Here is a 17,752-nt window from a genome sequence, read left to right as displayed (position 1 = left end):
AGGATTATGAATTTTGGAGTAAGTGACTAGCTATGGCCAGTCTTAAAGAACTGAAAGACAGGATCGGGTCGGTTAAATCGACGCAAAAGATCACCAAGGCCAAAAAAATGGTGGCCGCCGCTAAATTGCGCCGGGCGCAAATGGCGGCTGAAGCTGCTCGTCCTTATGCCACGGAAATGGCAAAGGTTATGGCAAGCCTTGCTGCCAAGGTGACGGTGGACGAGAATTCACCCAAGCTGCTGGCTGGTACTGGCGAAGACCAGACTCATCTTCTGGTCGTAGCGACCTCTGATCGCGGTTTATGCGGTGCGTTTAACGCCAATATTGTTAAAGAAGCGCGCGTAAAGGCAGAAAAGCTGATTGCTGAGGGCAAGACCGTTCTTTTCTATATGGTCGGGCGCAAGGGCATACCCGTTATCAAGCGCTTATACCCCAAGCTGATATTGAAACATTTCGATACCACTGAAGTAAAAACTCCCGGTTTTGACGAAGCCAAAGCTATTGCCGAAGATTTGACCGCTATGATTGAAGAAGGCACATTTGATGTCGCCCATCTCTTCTACTCGAAGTTCAAATCCCCGCTCGTACAGGAACCAACCGCACAGCAGATTATTCCTGTTGCTCTGGATCAGTCAGGTGAGACGGCATCTGAAGCAGCGGTTGAATATGAACCGGACGAGCAGGAAATTCTCACTGAATTGCTGCCACGCAACCTTACTACCCAGATTTTTGGTGCCTTGCTCGAAAACATGGCTTCGGAACAGGGTGCGTCGATGACCGCTATGGATAATGCAACCCGCAATGCGGGCGATTTGATCGATAGCCTGACCATCGAATATAACCGCAGCCGTCAGGCCGCAATTACAACTGAGTTGATTGAAATTATCGCTGGCGCAGAGGCGCTCTAATATCTGTGTTCCTGCTTAGGCTGGAACCCGTTGCAGACAAAATCCCGGTTTTTGCGGGATAAAGAATGAAGGCTAAAGGACGAATATAATGGCAAAAACCAATAATGTAGGCCGCATTTCACAGGTTATCGGCGCTGTCGTCGACGTGACCTTTGATACGGACATTCCGGCAATTTTGTCGGCTCTGGAAACCGATAATAACGGTAGCCGGCTGGTGCTTGAGGTTGCTCAACATCTTGGCGAAAACACCGTGCGTACGATCGCCATGGACGCGACCGAAGGTTTGACCCGTGGTCAGGAAGTCACCGACACCGGCGCACAGATCATGATGCCCGTTGGTCCTGAAACACTTGGCCGCATCATGAACGTTATCGGCGAACCGATTGACGAGCTTGGCCCGATCGGCGCCAAAAGCAGCGCGCCCATTCACGCAGAAGCGCCGCTGTTCGTTGACCAGTCCACCGATAGCGAAATTCTTGTCACCGGTATTAAGGTTGTCGATCTGCTCGCGCCTTATGCAAAAGGTGGTAAAATTGGCCTGTTCGGCGGTGCCGGTGTTGGTAAGACCGTGCTTATTCAGGAGCTGATCAACAATATTGCCAAAGGTCATGGCGGTACATCCGTTTTCGCCGGTGTGGGTGAACGTACCCGCGAAGGTAATGACCTTTATCACGAATTTCTTGACGCGAATGTTATCGCCAAGGGCGAAGACGGCAACGCCATTTCCGAAGGTTCCAAAGTGGCCCTCGTCTATGGTCAGATGAACGAACCTCCAGGGGCGCGTGCCCGTGTTGCTCTGTCCGGCTTGGCCATTGCTGAATATTTCCGTGATCAGGAAGGCCAGGACGTTCTATTCTTCGTCGATAATATCTTCCGCTTCACACAGGCTGGTTCGGAAGTGTCTGCGCTTCTGGGACGTATCCCGTCGGCTGTGGGCTATCAGCCAACCCTGTCCACTGATATGGGTGCGCTGCAAGAGCGTATTACCTCGACCAACAAAGGTTCGATTACATCGGTTCAGGCCATTTATGTCCCTGCCGATGACTTGACCGACCCGGCACCGGCAACATCATTTGCCCACTTGGATGCAACAACCGTTTTGAACCGTGCGATTTCGGAGCTAGGCATCTACCCCGCAGTTGACCCGCTCGATTCAACGTCCCGTGTTCTGGAACCACGCGTTGTGGGTCAGGAACATTATGATACAGCCCGCGCTGTTCAGGAAATCCTGCAAAAATATAAATCACTACAGGATATTATCGCTATTCTTGGCATGGACGAGCTTTCCGAAGAAGATAAGCTGGTCGTTGCCCGTGCGCGTAAAATTCAGAAGTTCCTGTCGCAGCCTTTCCATGTTGCAGAAGTCTTTACCGGTATTCCGGGCAAGTTCGTTGATCTGGCCGATACAATTAAATCGTTCAAAGCGGTTGTGGATGGTGAATATGACCACCTTCCTGAAAATGCTTTCTACATGGTTGGCGGTATCGAAGAAGCTATTGAAAAAGGCAAGAAGCTGGCCGAAGAAGCGGCTTAAACGCAAACCCCTCTTATCTGAGGGCATCGGGCGGATATATTCCGCCCGTTACATTTGAAGGCTGGCATCGCGCCAGGCTTTATCAATCACCCCTTTCCCCTCCCCCAACAAGGGAGGGGTTGGAGACTTTTAGATGGCAAACTTACATTTCGAACTCGTAACCCCGGAAAAACTTGTCCGTTCGGATGATGTTTATATGGTTGTTGTGCCCGGCACAGAAGGCGACTTTGGCGTGCTGGCTGGCCATGCGCCATTCATGTCCACCATTCGTGACGCGCAATTATCTATCTATGCCAGCGAAGGCGCAGAGGCGGAAGTCATCACCGTTGAAGGCGGTTTTGCCGAAGTGAATGAAAAAGGCCTTACAGTATTGGCCGAAGCGGTCGCTTAATAATCACACGCTATCAATTGCGCTGAGACAGAGCGTATAGAATATCTGCTGAATTAGTGCCTGAATTACCATGATATGGTGCAATTAAGCCTCGATCACTGTTGTCGCCTTGCGCTCGCTGTGCCACAGGAATAATCCGCTAAATAATATCAACCCTCCGCCAACAAAGGCCAGCGGGTCGATCGGATCATCAAATATGAATATGCTGATCACTGATGCTATGATCAACTGTATATAGACGATCGGAGCAATAGCAGCAGCAGTCGTCCGCATGGTCGCCATATATAATAGGAAATGGCAACTCGTTGCGGTTATAGCGACTATCGCGCAACGCAGCAAAACATGCCAATCGGGCGCTCCGGGCACGTGCATGGCCGGCACCAGAAAATGCCCCACGATAGCGGCGATACAAAGGAATATAGACGCCCAGAAAGCAATATAGAATTGCGCCGCGAATATGGACCGCTGGCTGGATACCATACGGTTAAGGATCAGCATGGACGACATTGCTGCCGCTGCAAATAGCGGCAATATCGCAACCCAGCCAAACGCGGCTACATTGGGGCGGAGCATGATCAACACACCGCCAAAGGCTATTATGGTTGCGATCCACGTCCCCGGTCGCATTTTTTCCTTCAGTAGCCAGCCCGACAATAAAGCGGTAAATATCGGGCTGACGAATGAAATGGCCACTGCATCAGCCAGAGGCATGATATAAATCGCAGAGAAAAAACTCATCGTCACAACCGCTAGCGCCATACCGCGTGCAGCATGCAGCCAAGGGCGGCTGATCTCGAAACCGGCTCTCCCCTCTCGCCAAAAGAGAATGACAGCCAGAGCGATAGCTCCCATACTAAAACGCACGGCGGCTACCGCTGGGGCGGGCCAGTCACCGGCCATAGACTTGATAATAGCGTCGCCAACAGGAAAACCTGAAAACGCGATTAGGGCAAGTATTATGCCGCCGCTCGCTCCGGTATTTTTGGGCGTCTTTTCACTATGTTTGTCCGCCTGCACAGCTCGTCCGATCAGTTAATGGTTGCAAAACAGGAATTGCAGGCAAACGACCAAGAAACAACCTCCATCTGTCCCCCACAACAAATAAGATAAAGCGGGAACGGCGCGGCTAATTATCCAATCATTAACCATTTTCGTTGAAAGAGTAGTTTAATCAATTGGGAACATATTATTTCCGGCGGAGAGACATGAGCGCATTTGGTAAGAAAAATGGATTGGGTGGCGGTAGACCGTCATTTGGCGTCGCAAAACCAATGTCTGGCGGAGGGCCGAAGCCGGATACCCAACGGGAGGATGTGAAGCCCGCAAATGGCGGTGGACAATTTCCTCCGATAGATGCTGCCCCGCTTCCCGAACAACCCACAAGCGCCCCCGATCAAGATGACGCAATGTCGCGTCTTGCAGAGCGTTCCAATGCAATAGTAGATAGTGGCGATAAAGACGAGGGTTTTAGCGCTTCGGTTCATAAGATCAAAGAACAGGTGCTACCGCGGTTGCTGGAACGGGTTGATCCGGAAGCCGCTGCAACGCTGAACAAAGAAGAGTTAACCGAAGAATTCCGCCCGATCATCATGGAAGTGCTGACCGAGCTGAAGCTAACGCTGAACCGGCGGGAACAATTTGCACTTGAAAAGGTGCTGGTTGATGAATTGCTGGGTTTTGGTCCATTGGAAGAATTGCTCCAGAATCCGGATATTTCGGATATTATGGTCAACGGTCCGGATCAGACCTATATTGAAATCAAGGGCAAACTGGAAGTTGCGCCGATTAAGTTCCGTGACGAAGAACATCTGTTCCAGATTGCCCAACGGATCGTAAATCAGGTTGGTCGCCGCGTTGACCAGACGACACCGCTAGCCGATGCTCGGCTTGCCGATGGTTCGCGTGTTAACGTAATTGTGCCGCCGCTCAGCCTTAGAGGCACGGCGATCTCTATTCGTAAATTCTCAGATAAACCTATCACGCTTGATATGATGCAAGGCTTTGGCTCTATGTCGACACAGATGTGCACGGCATTGAAAATTGCCGGTGCTTGCCGTTTTAACGTGGTTATTTCCGGCGGCACGGGTTCGGGTAAAACGACCATGCTCAACGCCATGTCGAAAATGATCGATCCGGGTGAACGCGTTCTGACAATCGAGGATGCCGCCGAGCTTCGTTTGCAACAGCCCCACTGGTTACCACTGGAAACCCGCCCGCCAAATCTTGAGGGCGAGGGAGCCATTACTATTGGCGATCTGGTGAAAAACGCCCTGCGTATGCGGCCTGACCGGATCATATTGGGCGAGATTCGCGGTGCAGAATGTTTTGACCTGCTCGCCGCGATGAACACGGGCCATGATGGCTCCATGTGTACGCTTCACGCCAATAGCCCGCGTGAATGTCTTGGCCGTATGGAAAATATGATTCTGATGGGCGACATCAAGATCCCTAAAGAAGCCATTTCACGGCAAATTGCAGAATCGGTTGACCTCATCGTTCAGGTGAAACGTCTGCGTGATGGTTCCCGCCGGACAACCAACATCACCGAGGTTATCGGCATGGAAGGCGATGTGATTGTGACACAGGAACTGTTCAAATATCAATATTTGGACGAGGATGCCGATGGCAAGATTATCGGTGAATATCAATCCTCGGGACTGCGCCCCTATACGCTGGAAAAAGCACGCCAATATGGCTTTGAACAGCCGTTTCTCGAGGCCTGTCTCTAGACCCTGTTCAATTCACTCGAAATCGCTCTAAAATCCTTTCAGCGCCAGGCCGATAGATATGGCCGCAAACAAAAGCGCCATCACCATGATGAATGGCCACGGCATAAAGCCGACGTTTTCAATGTTTTTGCGATTGTTGCGTCGGCGCTCTGCGATCGCGGCAATCGCAGCAACCAGAACCGCGACCCCGCCAGCAATCGCCCAGCCACCTAAATCCGGAAGCCCGCCCAAAACCGCTTAGCTATCCAGCATGTTGATAATGCCCGAAAAATCCATCCCGCCATGTTCGTCGGCATATTGGGCATATAGGCTTGCAGCCTGTTCACCCATCGGGACTTTTGCTCCGGCACTTTGCGCCGCTTCCATAGCAAGACGCAAATCTTTCAGCATCAAAGCAGCAGCAAAACCGCCCTCATAGCCATTATCGGCCGGGCTTTGCGGGCCGACACCGGGAATCGGGCAATAGCTGGTCATTGACCAGTTTTGTCCCGAAGCATTGGATGAAATATCATAGAACTTCTGCAAATCCAGACCAAGTTTTTCGGCCATTTTAAATGTCTCGGCAGTAGCAATCATAGAAGCACCCAAAAGCATATTGTTACAGATTTTCGCTGCCTGCCCTGCTCCATTGTCTCCTGCGTGGATTACTGTTTTACCCATGTCGGAGAGGATCGGTTCCGCCCGCTTGAAAGCCTCTTCACTGCCGCCCACCATGAAGGTCAACGTGCCGCCATTGGCCGCAGCAATGCCGCCCGATACCGGCGCATCAACCGGCAGAATATTCTTTGCCTTTGCCATCTCCGCAACATCACGCGCGCTATCAACGTCAATCGTCGAGCAATCCAGAACCAGCGTTCCCGGAGAAGCATTGATAACGATGTCATTGGCATAGACTGCGCGCACATGTTTACCGGCAGGGAGCATCGTCACCACCGCTTCCATATTGCGGATTGCTTCAGCTGCATCGCTAACCGGATGACAGCCTGCTTCCCCCGCTCTGGCAAGCGCTTCACCCGACAGGTCAAAAGCATGAACCTCGTGCCCTGCCTTCGCCAGATTGGCAGCCATGCCGCCGCCCATGTTGCCAAGGCCGATAAATCCGATTCTCATAATTTTTTCCATTCAATTATTTTCGTGAAGCCGAGCCAGTTTTGGCCAAAGTTAAGAAGGCCGGGGAATTAACGCCCTTTCCACTGCCCTTCGCGTTTTTCGATAAACGCAGCCATGCCTTCGGCTTTGTCCTCGCTGGCGGTCAGGATCTGGAACAGGCGACGTTCATGCAACAATCCCTGATCGAGCATGGTTTCAAACGCCGCGTTGACCATTTCCTTGTTCACGCGCAGCGCCATGGGCGGCATTGATGCGATGGTTTTTGCGGCTTTAAGCGCTTCATCCAGCAATTCATCATGCGGCACTACGCGAGCGACAAGACCGGAACGCTCGGCCTCTTCGGCTGCCATCATCCGGCCTGTGAGGCACATGTCCATTGATTTGGACTTGCCTACTGCTCTGGTCAGGCGCTGTGACCCGCCCATTCCCGGGGCAACGCCAAGTTTGATCTCGGGTTGGCCGAATTTAGCGTTTTCGCTGGCAATGATAAAATCCGCCATCATCGCCAATTCGCAACCACCGCCCAGAGCGAAACCGTTTACCGCAGCAATCCATGGCTTTCGTGTTGTCTTGACAATCTGGCTCGTCCATTTGGAGAAAAAATCTTCAAGATAGAAATCAGCCGCTGATTTCTCATACATTTCCTTAATATCGGCACCGGCTGCAAAAGCCTTGTCGCCCGAACCGGTCAGCACGGCACAAAGTTGATCCTCATCGGCTTCAAAAGCGGCAAACGCATCGATCAATTCGTCGAGCACCTGACTGTTAAGGGCATTAAGCGCCTTTGGCCGGTTGAGCGTTATCAGAGTGACTGCATCGCGCTGCTCGACCAAAATTGTTTCATGTTTTGCCATGTGATTCTCCTGATTTCCTCATGCTGCCGTCGGCGCATATCCGTTGTTATTTCGTGCTATTCAAATGCCTTGATCATAGTCGAGGACGATGAATCTAGAGTGCCAAAGGCTCCCATTCCTCTTCGGCAGGAAGTGGCGCAAAAATGGAGTCCAATAACGCGTCACTCACCTCTTCGGGTGTTGCCGGGTCCCATTTGGGTTCATTATCCTTGTCAATGATTAGTGCGCGAACACCTTCGATAAAATCGTGCCGCGTCAGCACCCGTGACCCGATACGATATTCGTTTCGCATTTCATCGGCAAATGTTTCCATTGCCGCCCCCTCTTTCAACTGGCGCAGTGCAACCTTGCAGGTTTGCGGGCTTTTTGTGCTAAGTGTCGCCAGCTCTTTTGCTGACCAGTCGCTATCATCAGCTTCCAGTGCGGCAAGAATATCCTCATAAACATCTGAAGCAAAAAACTTGTCGATCTTGTCCAGATTTTGCAAAATGCGTGCTTCCGGAACAATGTCAGACAATTGGCCCAATATCCCGTCAATCCGGTCGGGATTTTCGGCTATCCGCTGTTTCGCTTCGGCAAGATTGTCAGATGGCAAATAATGCGTTGCCAAGCCCACTTCTTTACATTCCGCGCCGTCCAGACGCGCACCGGTAAGCGCCAGGAACTGTCCCAGACGCCCTTCAAGGCGCGAGAGAAACCAGCCGCCACCGACATCGGGAAACAGGCCAATGCCCGTTTCCGGCATGGCAAAACGCGTATTTTCAGTGGCTACCCGATATTTGGCCGGCTGTGAAATACCGACACCGCCGCCCATGGTAATACCGTCCATAAAGGCGACTACCGGCTTGGGATATTCAAAAAGCAGGTGATTGAGCTGATATTCTTTATAAAAAAACTCTCGCCCTTCCTTGCCATCTTTTTTTCCCGATGCCTGAAGCATGGCAATGTCGCCACCGGCGCAAAATCCGCGTCCTTCGCTATGGTCTATGATCACAGCCTCTACGCTGTCATCATCGCGCCAAGCGATCAACGCATCAAGCATCCCTTCGCACATGGCGAGGTTAAGCGAATGGAGGACTTTAGGTCGGTTAAGGCTGATATGCCCAACACGGCCCGTTTTGTTAACTATGAGATCGTTGGTCATTTTATCTTTCTAATCTTGGGGAAGCGCCTATTGCCTGAGTATTTCGCGCGATACAATCATCCTCATGACCTGGTTTGTGCCTTCAAGAATGGAATGAACGCGTAAATCACGCCAGAAACGTTCAATTGGATAGTCTTGCAAATAACCATAGCCACCAAAAAGCTGTAACGCATCGTTGACGATTTTTGAACCATTGTCCGTCGCCAGCCGTTTGGCCATGGCCGCAAATTTGGTTTTATCAGCCGCGCCCTGTGTTACCTTTACCGCTGCCAGATAGAGCAATGCGCGTGATGCTTCGAGGTCGGTCGCCATATCGGCCAACATAAACTGAGTGTTCTGGAAATCACTGATGCTTTTGCCAAATTGCTTGCGCTCTTTGGTATAATTTACCGCTTCGTCCAGACAGCGCTGCGCCCCGCCCAGAGAACAGGCACCAATGTTCAAACGCCCGCCATCAAGACCGGCCATGGCAATACGAAAGCCCTCACCCTCGCTGCCAACTCGGTTTTCAACGGGAACGCGGACATTGTCAAAATTGACCTGAGCCGTAGGCTGAGAATGCCAGCCGAGCTTTTTCTCGTTCGCACCAAAGCTGACGCCTTCCATATCTTTATCTATAACCAGACATGTAACCCCGCTGGCGCCATCATCGCTGGTCCGTGTCATAGTGACATAAACCTCATTCTCGCCGCCGCCAGAGATAAAGGCTTTGGAACCGCTGACGACATAATGGTCGCCATCCTTTACCGCTCTGGTCTTTAGCGAGGCCGCATCGGAACCGGCCCCTGGTTCGGTCAGGCAATAGCTGGCAATTTTTTCCATACCGATCAGGTCGGGCAGATATTTGTCCTTCACCGCATGAGAGCCGAAAGTATCAATCATCCACGCGGCCATATTGTGGATTGATATGAAAGCGGAGGTTGAAGGGCAGCCGTAAGCCATGGCTTCCATGATGATCGCGCTTTCCAGGCGACCCAGACCAATTCCGCCGGATTTCTCCGACACATAAATGCCGCCAAAACCCAATTCCGCGCTTTGTTTAATTACATCGCGCGGAAAAATATGCTCCTCATCCCACGTGCCCGCATGCGGTGTGATCGCATCGGCGGTAAATTTTCGTGCCATATCCTGAATAGCCAACTGGTCCTCGGTCAGCGAAAATTGATCGGTCATTTTGGCTCCATTAAAAAGGGCGGCGGAGAAGGTTCCACCGCCCATTATGTAATCACGTATTTATTACGCCAATTTCTGCATAACGTCACCGAATAATATTTCATCGCTAGGCAGCTCTTTGGCCACTGCCAGCGGTTTAGATACCCAGGTTTCGTTGATCAGGTCGCGCCATGTGATATTATTATTCGTACCATTGCCACCCCAGCTACCACAGCCAAGCGAGAAGGTCTGACGCATTCCGTTCCACAGGTTTCCGCTGTTTGATGCGGATTGCGGCTGATTGACCATCACGCGGGATGTCCGGGTTGCATTGGCAAGTTTCATGATATTCTCGTCTGACTGCGAATATATGCCGCAGCTATGCCCCTGCCCTTGATAAGACTGAATATTATTAGTCAGTTCAATCGCCTCATCAATATCGGCAGCCCGGTAAAGCGCCATAGCGACCGTCATCTTCTCTCCAGAGAAGGGATGATCAGGGCCATAGCCGGTTTCCTTGATGATGAAGAACTGTGTGTCATCGGGTATTTCAAATCCCGCCATATCTGCGATAAACTTGGGTGTCTGCGCCACCACTTTTGCGTTGATATGGCCATCAACCCACAGAACATCCTGAAACTTCTGCTTGTCATCATCGCTCAAAATGTAGCCGCCTTTGGCAACGAGCTTGGCGAGCATTTCATCATATATCGCATCGACCAGAATCACGCTGTTATCCGAAGAACAGCTAGCAGCAAGATCGAGTGTTTTTGACATACGGATCTTCTCAGCAGCATCATCAAGATCCGCGGTTTCATCGACCGTGATAACCGCATTGCCGACACCAACACCCAAAGCGGGCGTGCCGCTGGAATAAGCCGCTGTCACCATGGCGCCGCCGCCAGTCGCGAGCACACGGTCACATTGCCGCATCAGCTCGTTGGTTTTTTCAACTGAAGGCACATCAATGCTGATCACCAGATCCGCCGGGGCCCCCATTTTGACGATGGCATCGCGCATCAGGTCGCAAATCAGCTTGTTGGTCAGCTTTGCCCGCGGATGGGGCGCTACAATGATTGAGTTGCGTCCCTTGACCGCCGAAATAGCCTTGATCACCGGTGTAGCTTCGGGGTTAGTGGACGGCGACAACGCCCCGATTACACCAACGGGCTTGGCAATTTTTACAATATTGCGTTTCGGATCTTCTTCAATAATGCCGACTGATTTGTCATTGATAATGTCGAAGAGCGTCGCTCGTGTTTTACGGAAAATTTTCAGATATTTGCCGTCATAATTGCCAAGCTGCGTTTCCTCGACGGTCTGTTGCGCTATTTTTTCAGCAACGGATTGTTCCGCAACAGCCCATACCATCGCGCGGATCAACTCATCGACCTGTTCTTGCGTATAATTTTCTATCTGCTGCTGCGCTGCACGTGACCGGGCAACCAATGCAGCTACTTCTTCCACGACGGGATCGTCTTGCGGGTTGGTCGTTTTGTCCAGCATGTTAAGCTCCTGAAATTATGTTACGCCTTATAATCAACGTCAAAGGTTGAACCGGCAGTTTATTACCAATCTATATAATTCACCGCCGATAAGCATGCAATGCCTGCTTCGTTATTGGGCTTTTTCGCAAAAGTCACAGACATGTCCGAATCACCACAGCTATAACGCCATGTAGCAATGGCAATTGCATTGCTGATCCAGTTGTGCCTATCGTCGGCAGAATGAAGTATTCCATGAACATTGTCTGATCCTGATGACAACTGATGTTTTAGATAAAGGCTCCGACACTCCCCGGGCTAAGCAGCCGGTATTGGGGCAGAACCGGCCTATCGCTGGAATATTGACGCGGCTAACTGCGATGATGTCCCTTGCGATCATGTTCGCTTTTGTGAAGCTGGCGGGGCAAAACGGAGTGCATGTTACCGAAAGCCTGTTTTACCGGCAATTAATCGCCATGCCGCTGATATGCTTTATAATATGGCGCAGTCCGGCAGGATGGCCAGCGATCAAATCCAACCGGCACGCATTACATATTTTACGTTCCATTCTTGGTATTTTTGCCATGGGGCTCAATTTCTGGGCGATGACATTATTGCCGCTAGCCGATGCAACGACGATCAGCTTTACCGTGCCTATTTTTGCTACGTTGTTTGCAGCGCTCGTTCTGCGTGAGCATGTCGGCATCCGGCGCTGGTCCGCGATCCTGATCGGCTTTATCGGCGTGCTGGTTGTGGTTCAGCCGGGCGGCGACCTGATTCCAGCCTTTGGCGCGACGGTGGCGCTGGGCGGGGCGTTGGTGACAGCATCGGTTACGCTGGTCATCCGCATGCTCGGCCGGACAGAGACCAGCGCTGTCACAATATTCTGGTTCTCGGTCTATACGCTGCCGGCACTTGCGGTCTGCGTTTATATTTATGGCGGCGGCCATGAATGGCAGACGTGGGGCTATCTGTTGGGCGTCGGTATATTCGGCGCGATTGGGCAGTTGACCATTACCCAATCGCTGCGTCTTGCCCCCGTTTCCACAGTCATGCCAATGGATTACAGCGCGCTCGTCTGGGCTTCAATCATCGGCATTGTCGTGTTTAACCAATGGCCCGGCCTGTCCATCATGTTCGGCGCACCGATCATCATTGCGTCCGGCCTGTTCATCGCATGGCGAGAGCATGTCCGCGCATTACGGCAAAATAATGCTTAATTAACTTCCCGGTCTTTTCCTTCCCAATAGGGATCGCGCAATTCGCGGCGCAATATTTTCCCGCTGGCATTGCGGGGTAGTTCAGAGATTACATCAACGGACTTGGGCACTTTGAACCCGGCGATGCGTTCACGCGCCCATGATATGATGCTTTCCTTGTCCACATCCCCCTCACCGGGTTTGGGAGAGACTACAACTTTTACTGCTTCGCCCCATTTTTCGTCAGGCACACCGATAACAGCGACCTCATTGACTTGCGGATGGCCGAAAATCGCGTTTTCGACTTCAGCAGGATAGACATTTTCGCCGCCGGTGATGATCATGTCTTTGACGCGATCCTTGATATAGAAATAGCCGTCCTCATCCATAACCGCAGCATCGCCGGTATAGAGCCAACCGTCGGCATCCACCGTTTCGGCTGTTTTCTCGGGATTATCAAAATAGTGCAACATATTCAGGCCGGACCGTGTTGCAATTTCTCCGATTGTCCCGGGCGGGACTTCGCGGCGCTGATCATCGACAATTTTCATTTCCACACCGGGCAGCGGAATGCCGATACCGCGCATCCTTTCATTCCCGGCAGGGTCATGATCTTCGGGTGGCAAGATGCAGATGGTTCCGGTAGTTTCGGTCATGCCATATTGTTGACAGAACAGCGCCTCTGGCATCGCTTGTATGCATTGACGCAATAGCTCAAGCGGAATTGGCGCTGCGCCATAAGTAACAGAACGTACAGCGGAAAAATCCGTATCTTTAGCCCGCGGTGAACCGACCAGCATTTGTAACGCGGTGGGCACAAGGAAAAACTGGTTCAATCCCTTATCCACACAGTCAAGGACATAATCGGGGTGGAACTCTGGTATGACCATCATCTTCGCGCCATTGTAAAACGCAATCGGGCCAATGCCCGACCCTGCAATATGGGCAACCGGCATAACCGCCAATGTGCTGTCATCCGGTCCGATATCAATCCACGCATGATCGGGGTTATCCTCGATCAAAGGACGCATTTTAAACAGATTGTCATTACTCAGCACTGCACCTTTAGGGTTGCCGGTTGTGCCGGATGTATAAAGTTGCAGCACGCCCTCTGCCGGGTCCGTGTTTGGCAGATCACCGCGAGACGTATTTTCCATCCACGCACTTAACGATTGTATGCCCCCTGTTTCCCGGGTGACAATTATCTTAGCGTCAGTGCCTTTTGCCGCTCGCTTGGCGATTTCGGCAAACTCCGGTTCACAAATCAAAAGCGGCGCCCGCGTATCTTTCAGCACATAGGCGACTTCGGGGGCCGCCAGCCGCCAGTTAATCGGAACCATTACAGTGCCGGCACGGCTACATGCGGCAAACAGGGTGTAATACAGACCGCTGTTCTTACCCAGCCAACAGATCCGGTCGCCTGTTTTCAGGCCGGAACCAATCATTGCTCGGGCATAATCACTGACATTGCGGTCAAGCTCGGCATAGCTGACCGGACTGTCCGATTCGCTGACAACATCATCAATCGCAATATTATCCGGTCTATGCTCTGCCCAATAGGCGATACATGATCCCATACACCGGCGTGTTTCTTGATTTCCCGTCGTCATGTTCCGCTCCTAATGATATATCTCATAATATTAAGCGATCGATTAAATCAAGGCAAGCGGATCGGTGAAGCTATCAATCGCGGCGGTATATTAGCGACAGATTATTCGCCGGCATTTCGATCAGACTGACCCGGGTAAAACCATTTTTTCCGGCAAGCACATCCATGTCATCAACCTCACGGATGCCCCAGCGCAGATCGCGGCTTTTAAGACTGCGGTCAAAATCAAGATTGCTCTGCGCTGTGGTTGCGTCTCCGCGAAAATACGGGCCATAGAGCATGATTGGCTCGCCCGGATCCAATAATCGGGCTGCCTTTTCAAACAGGCCGATTGATGCCTCCCACGGCGAAATATGAACCATGTTGATACAAACAATTGCCGCCGGTTTGGCAATGTCCCATTCTGATGCCAATGCGTCGAGTTGCAGTGGCGGCAGGACGTTGGTTAGCCCCGCTTGTTTTACCCAGGCCGCTATCGAACGACGGCACTCCGGATCAGGATCACTTGGCTGCCAGATCAGACCGGAAAATATCTCCCCGAAATAGACTGCATGCTCTCCGGTTCCGCTGGCGATTTCCAGCACCGTTCCGCTACTAGGCAGAACATCCTGTAACACAGCGGCAATCGCATCACGGTTACGCAGGGTCGCGGGTGCATGTTTTTGGTTTTCCCTGTCCTGTTCACTCGTCATTTTACTTATCCATTGCGCTGGCTTGGACAGGCTCCTGCCACACCAACACCGGTTTGCGCGCAGCCTGTGTTTCGTCAAGCCGCCTGCGCGGAGCATAATGCGGAGCGGATTTTAACAACTCATCACCTGCCTTTGCCCGCTTCGCTACCGAACGCAGTGCGCCAATAAACTGGTCTATCGCGGCCTTGCTTTCTGTTTCGGTTGGTTCCACCAGCATCGCGCCATGCACGACCAGCGGGAAATACATGGTCATCGGATGATAGCCCTCGTCTATCATTCCCTTGGCAAGATCAAGCGTGGTCAGACCGCCCGTAAAGCCTTTGTCAGAAAATAGTGCCTCATGCATACATGGGCCGGACGCGGCAAAAGGTGCATCGAGCACATCGGTCAGGCTTCGCAAGACATAGTTGGCGTTGAGAACCGCATCTTCCGCCACCTGTTTCAGACCATCCGCACCGTGGCTAAGCATATAGGTGAGCGCGCGCGTAAACATGCCCATCTGCCCGTGAAAGGCTGTCATCCGGCCAAAGCTGCTGCCATGGTGTTCTTCTGCTGTTTCTTCTTCGACCAAACGGAATTGCGAGCCGTTTTTTTCGACAAACGGCAATGGCGCATAAGGAGCCAGCGCTTCGGAAAACACTACCGGACCGGAACCCGGGCCGCCGCCGCCATGGGGCGTGGAAAATGTTTTATGAAGATTGATGTGCATGGCATCAATCCCCAGATCGCCGGGGCGGACACGCCCGACAATCGCGTTGAAATTCGCGCCGTCGCAATAAACCAGTCCGCCCGCTTCATGTACCGCATCGGAAATGGCTTTCATATCCGGTTCAAATAATCCGCAGGTATTGGGATTGGTAATCATCACGCCCGCAATATCGGGACCAAGCCGCGCCTTTAATGCCTCCAGATCAACCCGCCCTGCTGCATTGGCAGGAATATCCTCTACCTTGTAACCGGCAAAGGCCGCTGTCGCAGGGTTTGTCCCATGGGCGCTCTCCGGAACCAATATAACCTCGCGCGCATCGCCCCGTGCTTCAAGGGCGGAACGCATTGCCAATATTCCGCACAATTCCCCGTGCGCGCCTGCCTTGGGGCTCATTGATACAGCGGGCATGCCGGTTAGCGCTTTCAGCCATTCGGCCAGTTGGTAAATCACTTCCAGCGCGCCCTGAACACTGTCAACGGGCTGCAACGGGTGAATATCGGCAAAACCCTTTAGCCGTGCCATTTTTTCGTTGAGGCGCGGATTATGCTTCATCGTGCAACTGCCGAGCGGGAACAGGCCGACATCAATCGCGTAATTCTGACGGCTGAGGCGCGTATAGTGACGGACGGTTTCTGATTCCGAAAGGCCCGGAATGTCGATCGGCTCATCACGCTCCAAACCGCCCAAGCGGCTTTCCACCGCAGGCGCTTCGGGCAAGTCGACGCCAGTACGGTCTGACTCGCCAATTTCGAATATCAGCGGCTCATCGACCATCAAAGCCCGGTTTCCTGTGTGTGTCTGGATTGTTTGTCCGGGCAGGCTAATATTATCATCCAATCTGGTCGGACGGCCTTCGCTCTTCATGCTCATGCCAATTCCCCTTCCAATGCAGTGGCCAGCGCTTCGACATCCTCGTCACTGGTCGTTTCTGTCACCGCGACAATCAATCCATGTGCCAGGCCGCCTTCATCGGGATATAGCCGCCCCAATGATACACCGGCCAATATTTTCTGATCCGCCAGCTTGCGGACAATAGGCCGCGCATCCTTGTCAAGTATCAGCGTGAACTCATTGAAAAAGCTATTATTAAGCAATGAAACGCCGTCAATGTTTGCCAAACGGTCCGCTGCGCTCACCGCCTTTTTATGGTTGAGCATAGCCAATTTACGCAGCCCTTTTTCGCCAAGCAAACTCATGTGCGCTGTAAAGGCCAGCGCACATAGACCGCTGTTGGTGCAAATATTCGATGTCGCTTTTTCGCGGCGGATATGCTGTTCGCGCGTCGATAGGGTGAGCACGAAACCGCGCTTTCCTTCGGCATCCACAGTTTCCCCGCACAATCGCCCGGGCATCTGGCGGACATATTTCTGCTTGCAGCCGAACAGGCCGACATACGGACCGCCAAATTGCAAACCGACGCCCAGTGACTGTCCTTCTCCCACAACAATATCGGCGCCCATCTCTCCGGGAGATATAAGCGCGCCCAAAGCAACAGGTTCGGTAACAACAGCGATCAGTAACGCTTTATGTTTATGTGCTTTTTCCGCGAGCGCGCTCATATCGTCAATACGGCCCAAAATATCTGGATATTGCACGACAACGCAATTGGTATCGTCGTCAATCTGATCCAGTAAATCCGCGCCATCGGTAGCAGCATGTAAGCCAGGTGCTTCGTAAACCAGTTGATCCTTGGTAAAGCGTGCCATTGTCTGCGCCACCGACACATAATGCGGGTGCAGGCCAGAGGAGAGTATCGCCTTGCTGCGCTTGGTAATCCGCCGCGCCATCACAATCGCTTCCCAGCAGGCGGTGGAACCATCATACATGGAAGCGTTAGCGACATCGACACCGAATAGCCGCGCAACCTGTGTCTGGAATTCGAACAGGGTCTGTAATGTCCCCTGTGCGATTTCAGGTTGGTAGGGCGTATAAGCGGTCAAAAATTCACCGCGCTGGATGATATGATCGACACTCGCCGGAACATGGTGGCGATAAGCCCCTGCACCCAGAAAGAACGGCATATCACCAGCAGCAGCATTATTTCTGGCCAGTTTTTTCATATGCGCTTCTACGGCCATTTCACCCGCATGCATTGGCAAGTCACGGATCGGACCGTCAAGCTGCACCTCCTCTGGCACATCAATGAACAGGTCGTCGATGCTTTTTGCCCCGATGGTGGACAACATGTCCCGCCGGTTAGCCGGAGTTAACGGTAGGTAACGCATTGGTTTATTCCT

16 protein-coding genes are annotated in these 17,752 nt (G+C 52.2%); 5 read left to right on the top strand and 11 right to left on the bottom strand.

Going from position 1 to position 17,752, the window contains the following annotated elements; genetic code table 11:
- Window positions 1-32: 32 nt before the first annotated feature.
- From AB1K62_RS01120 to AB1K62_RS01110, 3 genes are all read left to right on the top strand, one after another.
- Window positions 33-908 carry a F0F1 ATP synthase subunit gamma gene (locus tag AB1K62_RS01120; RefSeq protein WP_367000558.1) on the top strand — a complete coding sequence of 292 codons (876 nt, stop codon included), beginning with the start codon at window positions 33-35 and terminating at the stop codon, window positions 906-908.
- An 88-nt stretch (window positions 909-996) separates the two neighbouring features.
- Window positions 997-2,442: a F0F1 ATP synthase subunit beta gene (atpD, locus tag AB1K62_RS01115; protein ID WP_367000557.1), complete on the top strand. Its 1,446-nt coding sequence runs from the start codon at window positions 997-999 to the stop codon at window positions 2,440-2,442.
- Window positions 2,443-2,575: 133 nt separating this feature from the next.
- A complete protein-coding gene (locus tag AB1K62_RS01110; protein WP_367000555.1) occupies window positions 2,576-2,833 on the top strand; it encodes an ATP synthase F1 subunit epsilon in 258 nt (85 codons plus the stop codon).
- 84 nt (window positions 2,834-2,917) lie between these two features.
- Here AB1K62_RS01110 and AB1K62_RS01105 read toward each other — a convergent pair whose 3' ends face one another.
- The gene (locus tag AB1K62_RS01105; protein WP_367000553.1) at window positions 2,918-3,850 is read right to left on the bottom strand and encodes a DMT family transporter; all 933 of its coding nucleotides are present in this window, start codon (window positions 3,848-3,850) and stop codon (window positions 2,918-2,920) included.
- 188 nt (window positions 3,851-4,038) lie between these two features.
- Between AB1K62_RS01105 and AB1K62_RS01100 the strand changes: the two genes are divergently transcribed.
- Window positions 4,039-5,562, top strand: coding sequence for a CpaF family protein (locus AB1K62_RS01100; protein ID WP_367000551.1), 1,524 nt, complete (start codon window positions 4,039-4,041; stop codon window positions 5,560-5,562).
- A gap of 27 nt (window positions 5,563-5,589) precedes the next feature.
- Here AB1K62_RS01100 and AB1K62_RS01095 read toward each other — a convergent pair whose 3' ends face one another.
- The 6 genes from AB1K62_RS01095 to AB1K62_RS01070 form a co-directional block, all read right to left on the bottom strand.
- Window positions 5,590-5,793 carry a hypothetical protein gene (locus AB1K62_RS01095; protein WP_367000550.1) on the bottom strand — a complete coding sequence of 68 codons (204 nt, stop codon included), beginning with the start codon at window positions 5,791-5,793 and terminating at the stop codon, window positions 5,590-5,592.
- A 6-nt stretch (window positions 5,794-5,799) separates the two neighbouring features.
- Entirely contained in the window at window positions 5,800-6,675 is an 876-nt protein-coding gene (gene mmsB, locus AB1K62_RS01090; RefSeq protein WP_367002003.1) for a 3-hydroxyisobutyrate dehydrogenase, read from the bottom strand.
- 65 nt (window positions 6,676-6,740) lie between these two features.
- The gene (locus AB1K62_RS01085; RefSeq protein ID WP_367000548.1) at window positions 6,741-7,526 is read right to left on the bottom strand and encodes an enoyl-CoA hydratase-related protein; all 786 of its coding nucleotides are present in this window, start codon (window positions 7,524-7,526) and stop codon (window positions 6,741-6,743) included.
- Window positions 7,527-7,620: 94 nt separating this feature from the next.
- Window positions 7,621-8,670, bottom strand: coding sequence for an enoyl-CoA hydratase/isomerase family protein (locus tag AB1K62_RS01080; protein ID WP_367000546.1), 1,050 nt, complete (start codon window positions 8,668-8,670; stop codon window positions 7,621-7,623).
- Window positions 8,671-8,697: 27 nt separating this feature from the next.
- Window positions 8,698-9,843, bottom strand: a complete 1,146-nt coding sequence (locus tag AB1K62_RS01075) for an acyl-CoA dehydrogenase family protein (RefSeq protein ID WP_367000544.1) — start codon at window positions 9,841-9,843, stop codon at window positions 8,698-8,700.
- Between the two features lie 63 nt (window positions 9,844-9,906).
- Window positions 9,907-11,328, bottom strand: a complete 1,422-nt coding sequence (locus tag AB1K62_RS01070; RefSeq protein ID WP_367000542.1) for an aldehyde dehydrogenase family protein — start codon at window positions 11,326-11,328, stop codon at window positions 9,907-9,909.
- A 253-nt stretch (window positions 11,329-11,581) separates the two neighbouring features.
- Here AB1K62_RS01070 and AB1K62_RS01065 point away from each other — a divergent pair, with 253 nt between their 5' ends.
- A complete protein-coding gene (locus AB1K62_RS01065) occupies window positions 11,582-12,526 on the top strand; it encodes a DMT family transporter (protein WP_367000541.1) in 945 nt (314 codons plus the stop codon).
- Here the strand turns inward: AB1K62_RS01065 and AB1K62_RS01060 are convergent.
- From AB1K62_RS01060 to gcvPA, 4 genes are all read right to left on the bottom strand, one after another.
- On the bottom strand, window positions 12,523-14,115 hold the full coding sequence (locus tag AB1K62_RS01060) for a long-chain-fatty-acid--CoA ligase (RefSeq protein WP_367000539.1): 1,593 nt from the start codon (window positions 14,113-14,115) through the stop codon (window positions 12,523-12,525). The two genes, AB1K62_RS01065 and AB1K62_RS01060, sit on opposite strands and share 4 nt — an antisense overlap.
- Before the next feature lie 73 nt (window positions 14,116-14,188).
- Complete coding sequence (locus AB1K62_RS01055) at window positions 14,189-14,806, bottom strand: DUF938 domain-containing protein (protein WP_367000537.1); 618 nt, start codon at window positions 14,804-14,806, stop codon at window positions 14,189-14,191.
- 1 nt (window position 14,807) lies between these two features.
- The gene (gene gcvPB, locus AB1K62_RS01050) at window positions 14,808-16,385 is read right to left on the bottom strand and encodes an aminomethyl-transferring glycine dehydrogenase subunit GcvPB (RefSeq protein WP_367000536.1); all 1,578 of its coding nucleotides are present in this window, start codon (window positions 16,383-16,385) and stop codon (window positions 14,808-14,810) included.
- Entirely contained in the window at window positions 16,382-17,740 is a 1,359-nt protein-coding gene (gene gcvPA / locus AB1K62_RS01045; protein ID WP_367000535.1) for an aminomethyl-transferring glycine dehydrogenase subunit GcvPA, read from the bottom strand. The genes gcvPB and gcvPA overlap by 4 nt, the downstream gene beginning before the upstream one ends.
- Window positions 17,741-17,752 lie beyond the last annotated feature (12 nt).

It is taken from the genome of Parasphingorhabdus sp. JC815 (assembly GCF_040717415.1).
Lineage (GTDB): Bacteria > Pseudomonadota > Alphaproteobacteria > Sphingomonadales > Sphingomonadaceae > Parasphingorhabdus.
Note: the sequence above shows the minus strand (reverse complement) of the source record. Positions and strands in the feature narration are given on the sequence as shown.

Excerpts from the sequence above, each read along its gene's own strand:
- AB1K62_RS01110 (WP_367000555.1), top strand. The coding sequence starts at position 2,576 with ATGGCAAACTTACATTTCGAACTCGTAACCCCGGAAAAACTTGTCCGT.
- AB1K62_RS01100 (WP_367000551.1), top strand. The coding sequence starts at position 4,039 with ATGAGCGCATTTGGTAAGAAAAATGGATTGGGTGGCGGTAGACCGTCA.
- AB1K62_RS01060 (WP_367000539.1), bottom strand. The coding sequence starts at position 14,115 with ATGACGACGGGAAATCAAGAAACACGCCGGTGTATGGGATCATGTATC.
- AB1K62_RS01085 (WP_367000548.1), bottom strand. The coding sequence starts at position 7,526 with ATGGCAAAACATGAAACAATTTTGGTCGAGCAGCGCGATGCAGTCACT.
- atpD (WP_367000557.1), top strand. The coding sequence starts at position 997 with ATGGCAAAAACCAATAATGTAGGCCGCATTTCACAGGTTATCGGCGCT.
- gcvPB (WP_367000536.1), bottom strand. The coding sequence starts at position 16,385 with ATGAGCATGAAGAGCGAAGGCCGTCCGACCAGATTGGATGATAATATT.
- AB1K62_RS01055 (WP_367000537.1), bottom strand. The coding sequence starts at position 14,806 with ATGACGAGTGAACAGGACAGGGAAAACCAAAAACATGCACCCGCGACC.
- gcvPA (WP_367000535.1), bottom strand. The coding sequence starts at position 17,740 with ATGCGTTACCTACCGTTAACTCCGGCTAACCGGCGGGACATGTTGTCC.
- AB1K62_RS01120 (WP_367000558.1), top strand. The coding sequence starts at position 33 with ATGGCCAGTCTTAAAGAACTGAAAGACAGGATCGGGTCGGTTAAATCG.
- AB1K62_RS01080 (WP_367000546.1), bottom strand. The coding sequence starts at position 8,670 with ATGACCAACGATCTCATAGTTAACAAAACGGGCCGTGTTGGGCATATC.
- AB1K62_RS01065 (WP_367000541.1), top strand. The coding sequence starts at position 11,582 with ATGACAACTGATGTTTTAGATAAAGGCTCCGACACTCCCCGGGCTAAG.
- AB1K62_RS01070 (WP_367000542.1), bottom strand. The coding sequence starts at position 11,328 with ATGCTGGACAAAACGACCAACCCGCAAGACGATCCCGTCGTGGAAGAA.
- AB1K62_RS01075 (WP_367000544.1), bottom strand. The coding sequence starts at position 9,843 with ATGACCGATCAATTTTCGCTGACCGAGGACCAGTTGGCTATTCAGGAT.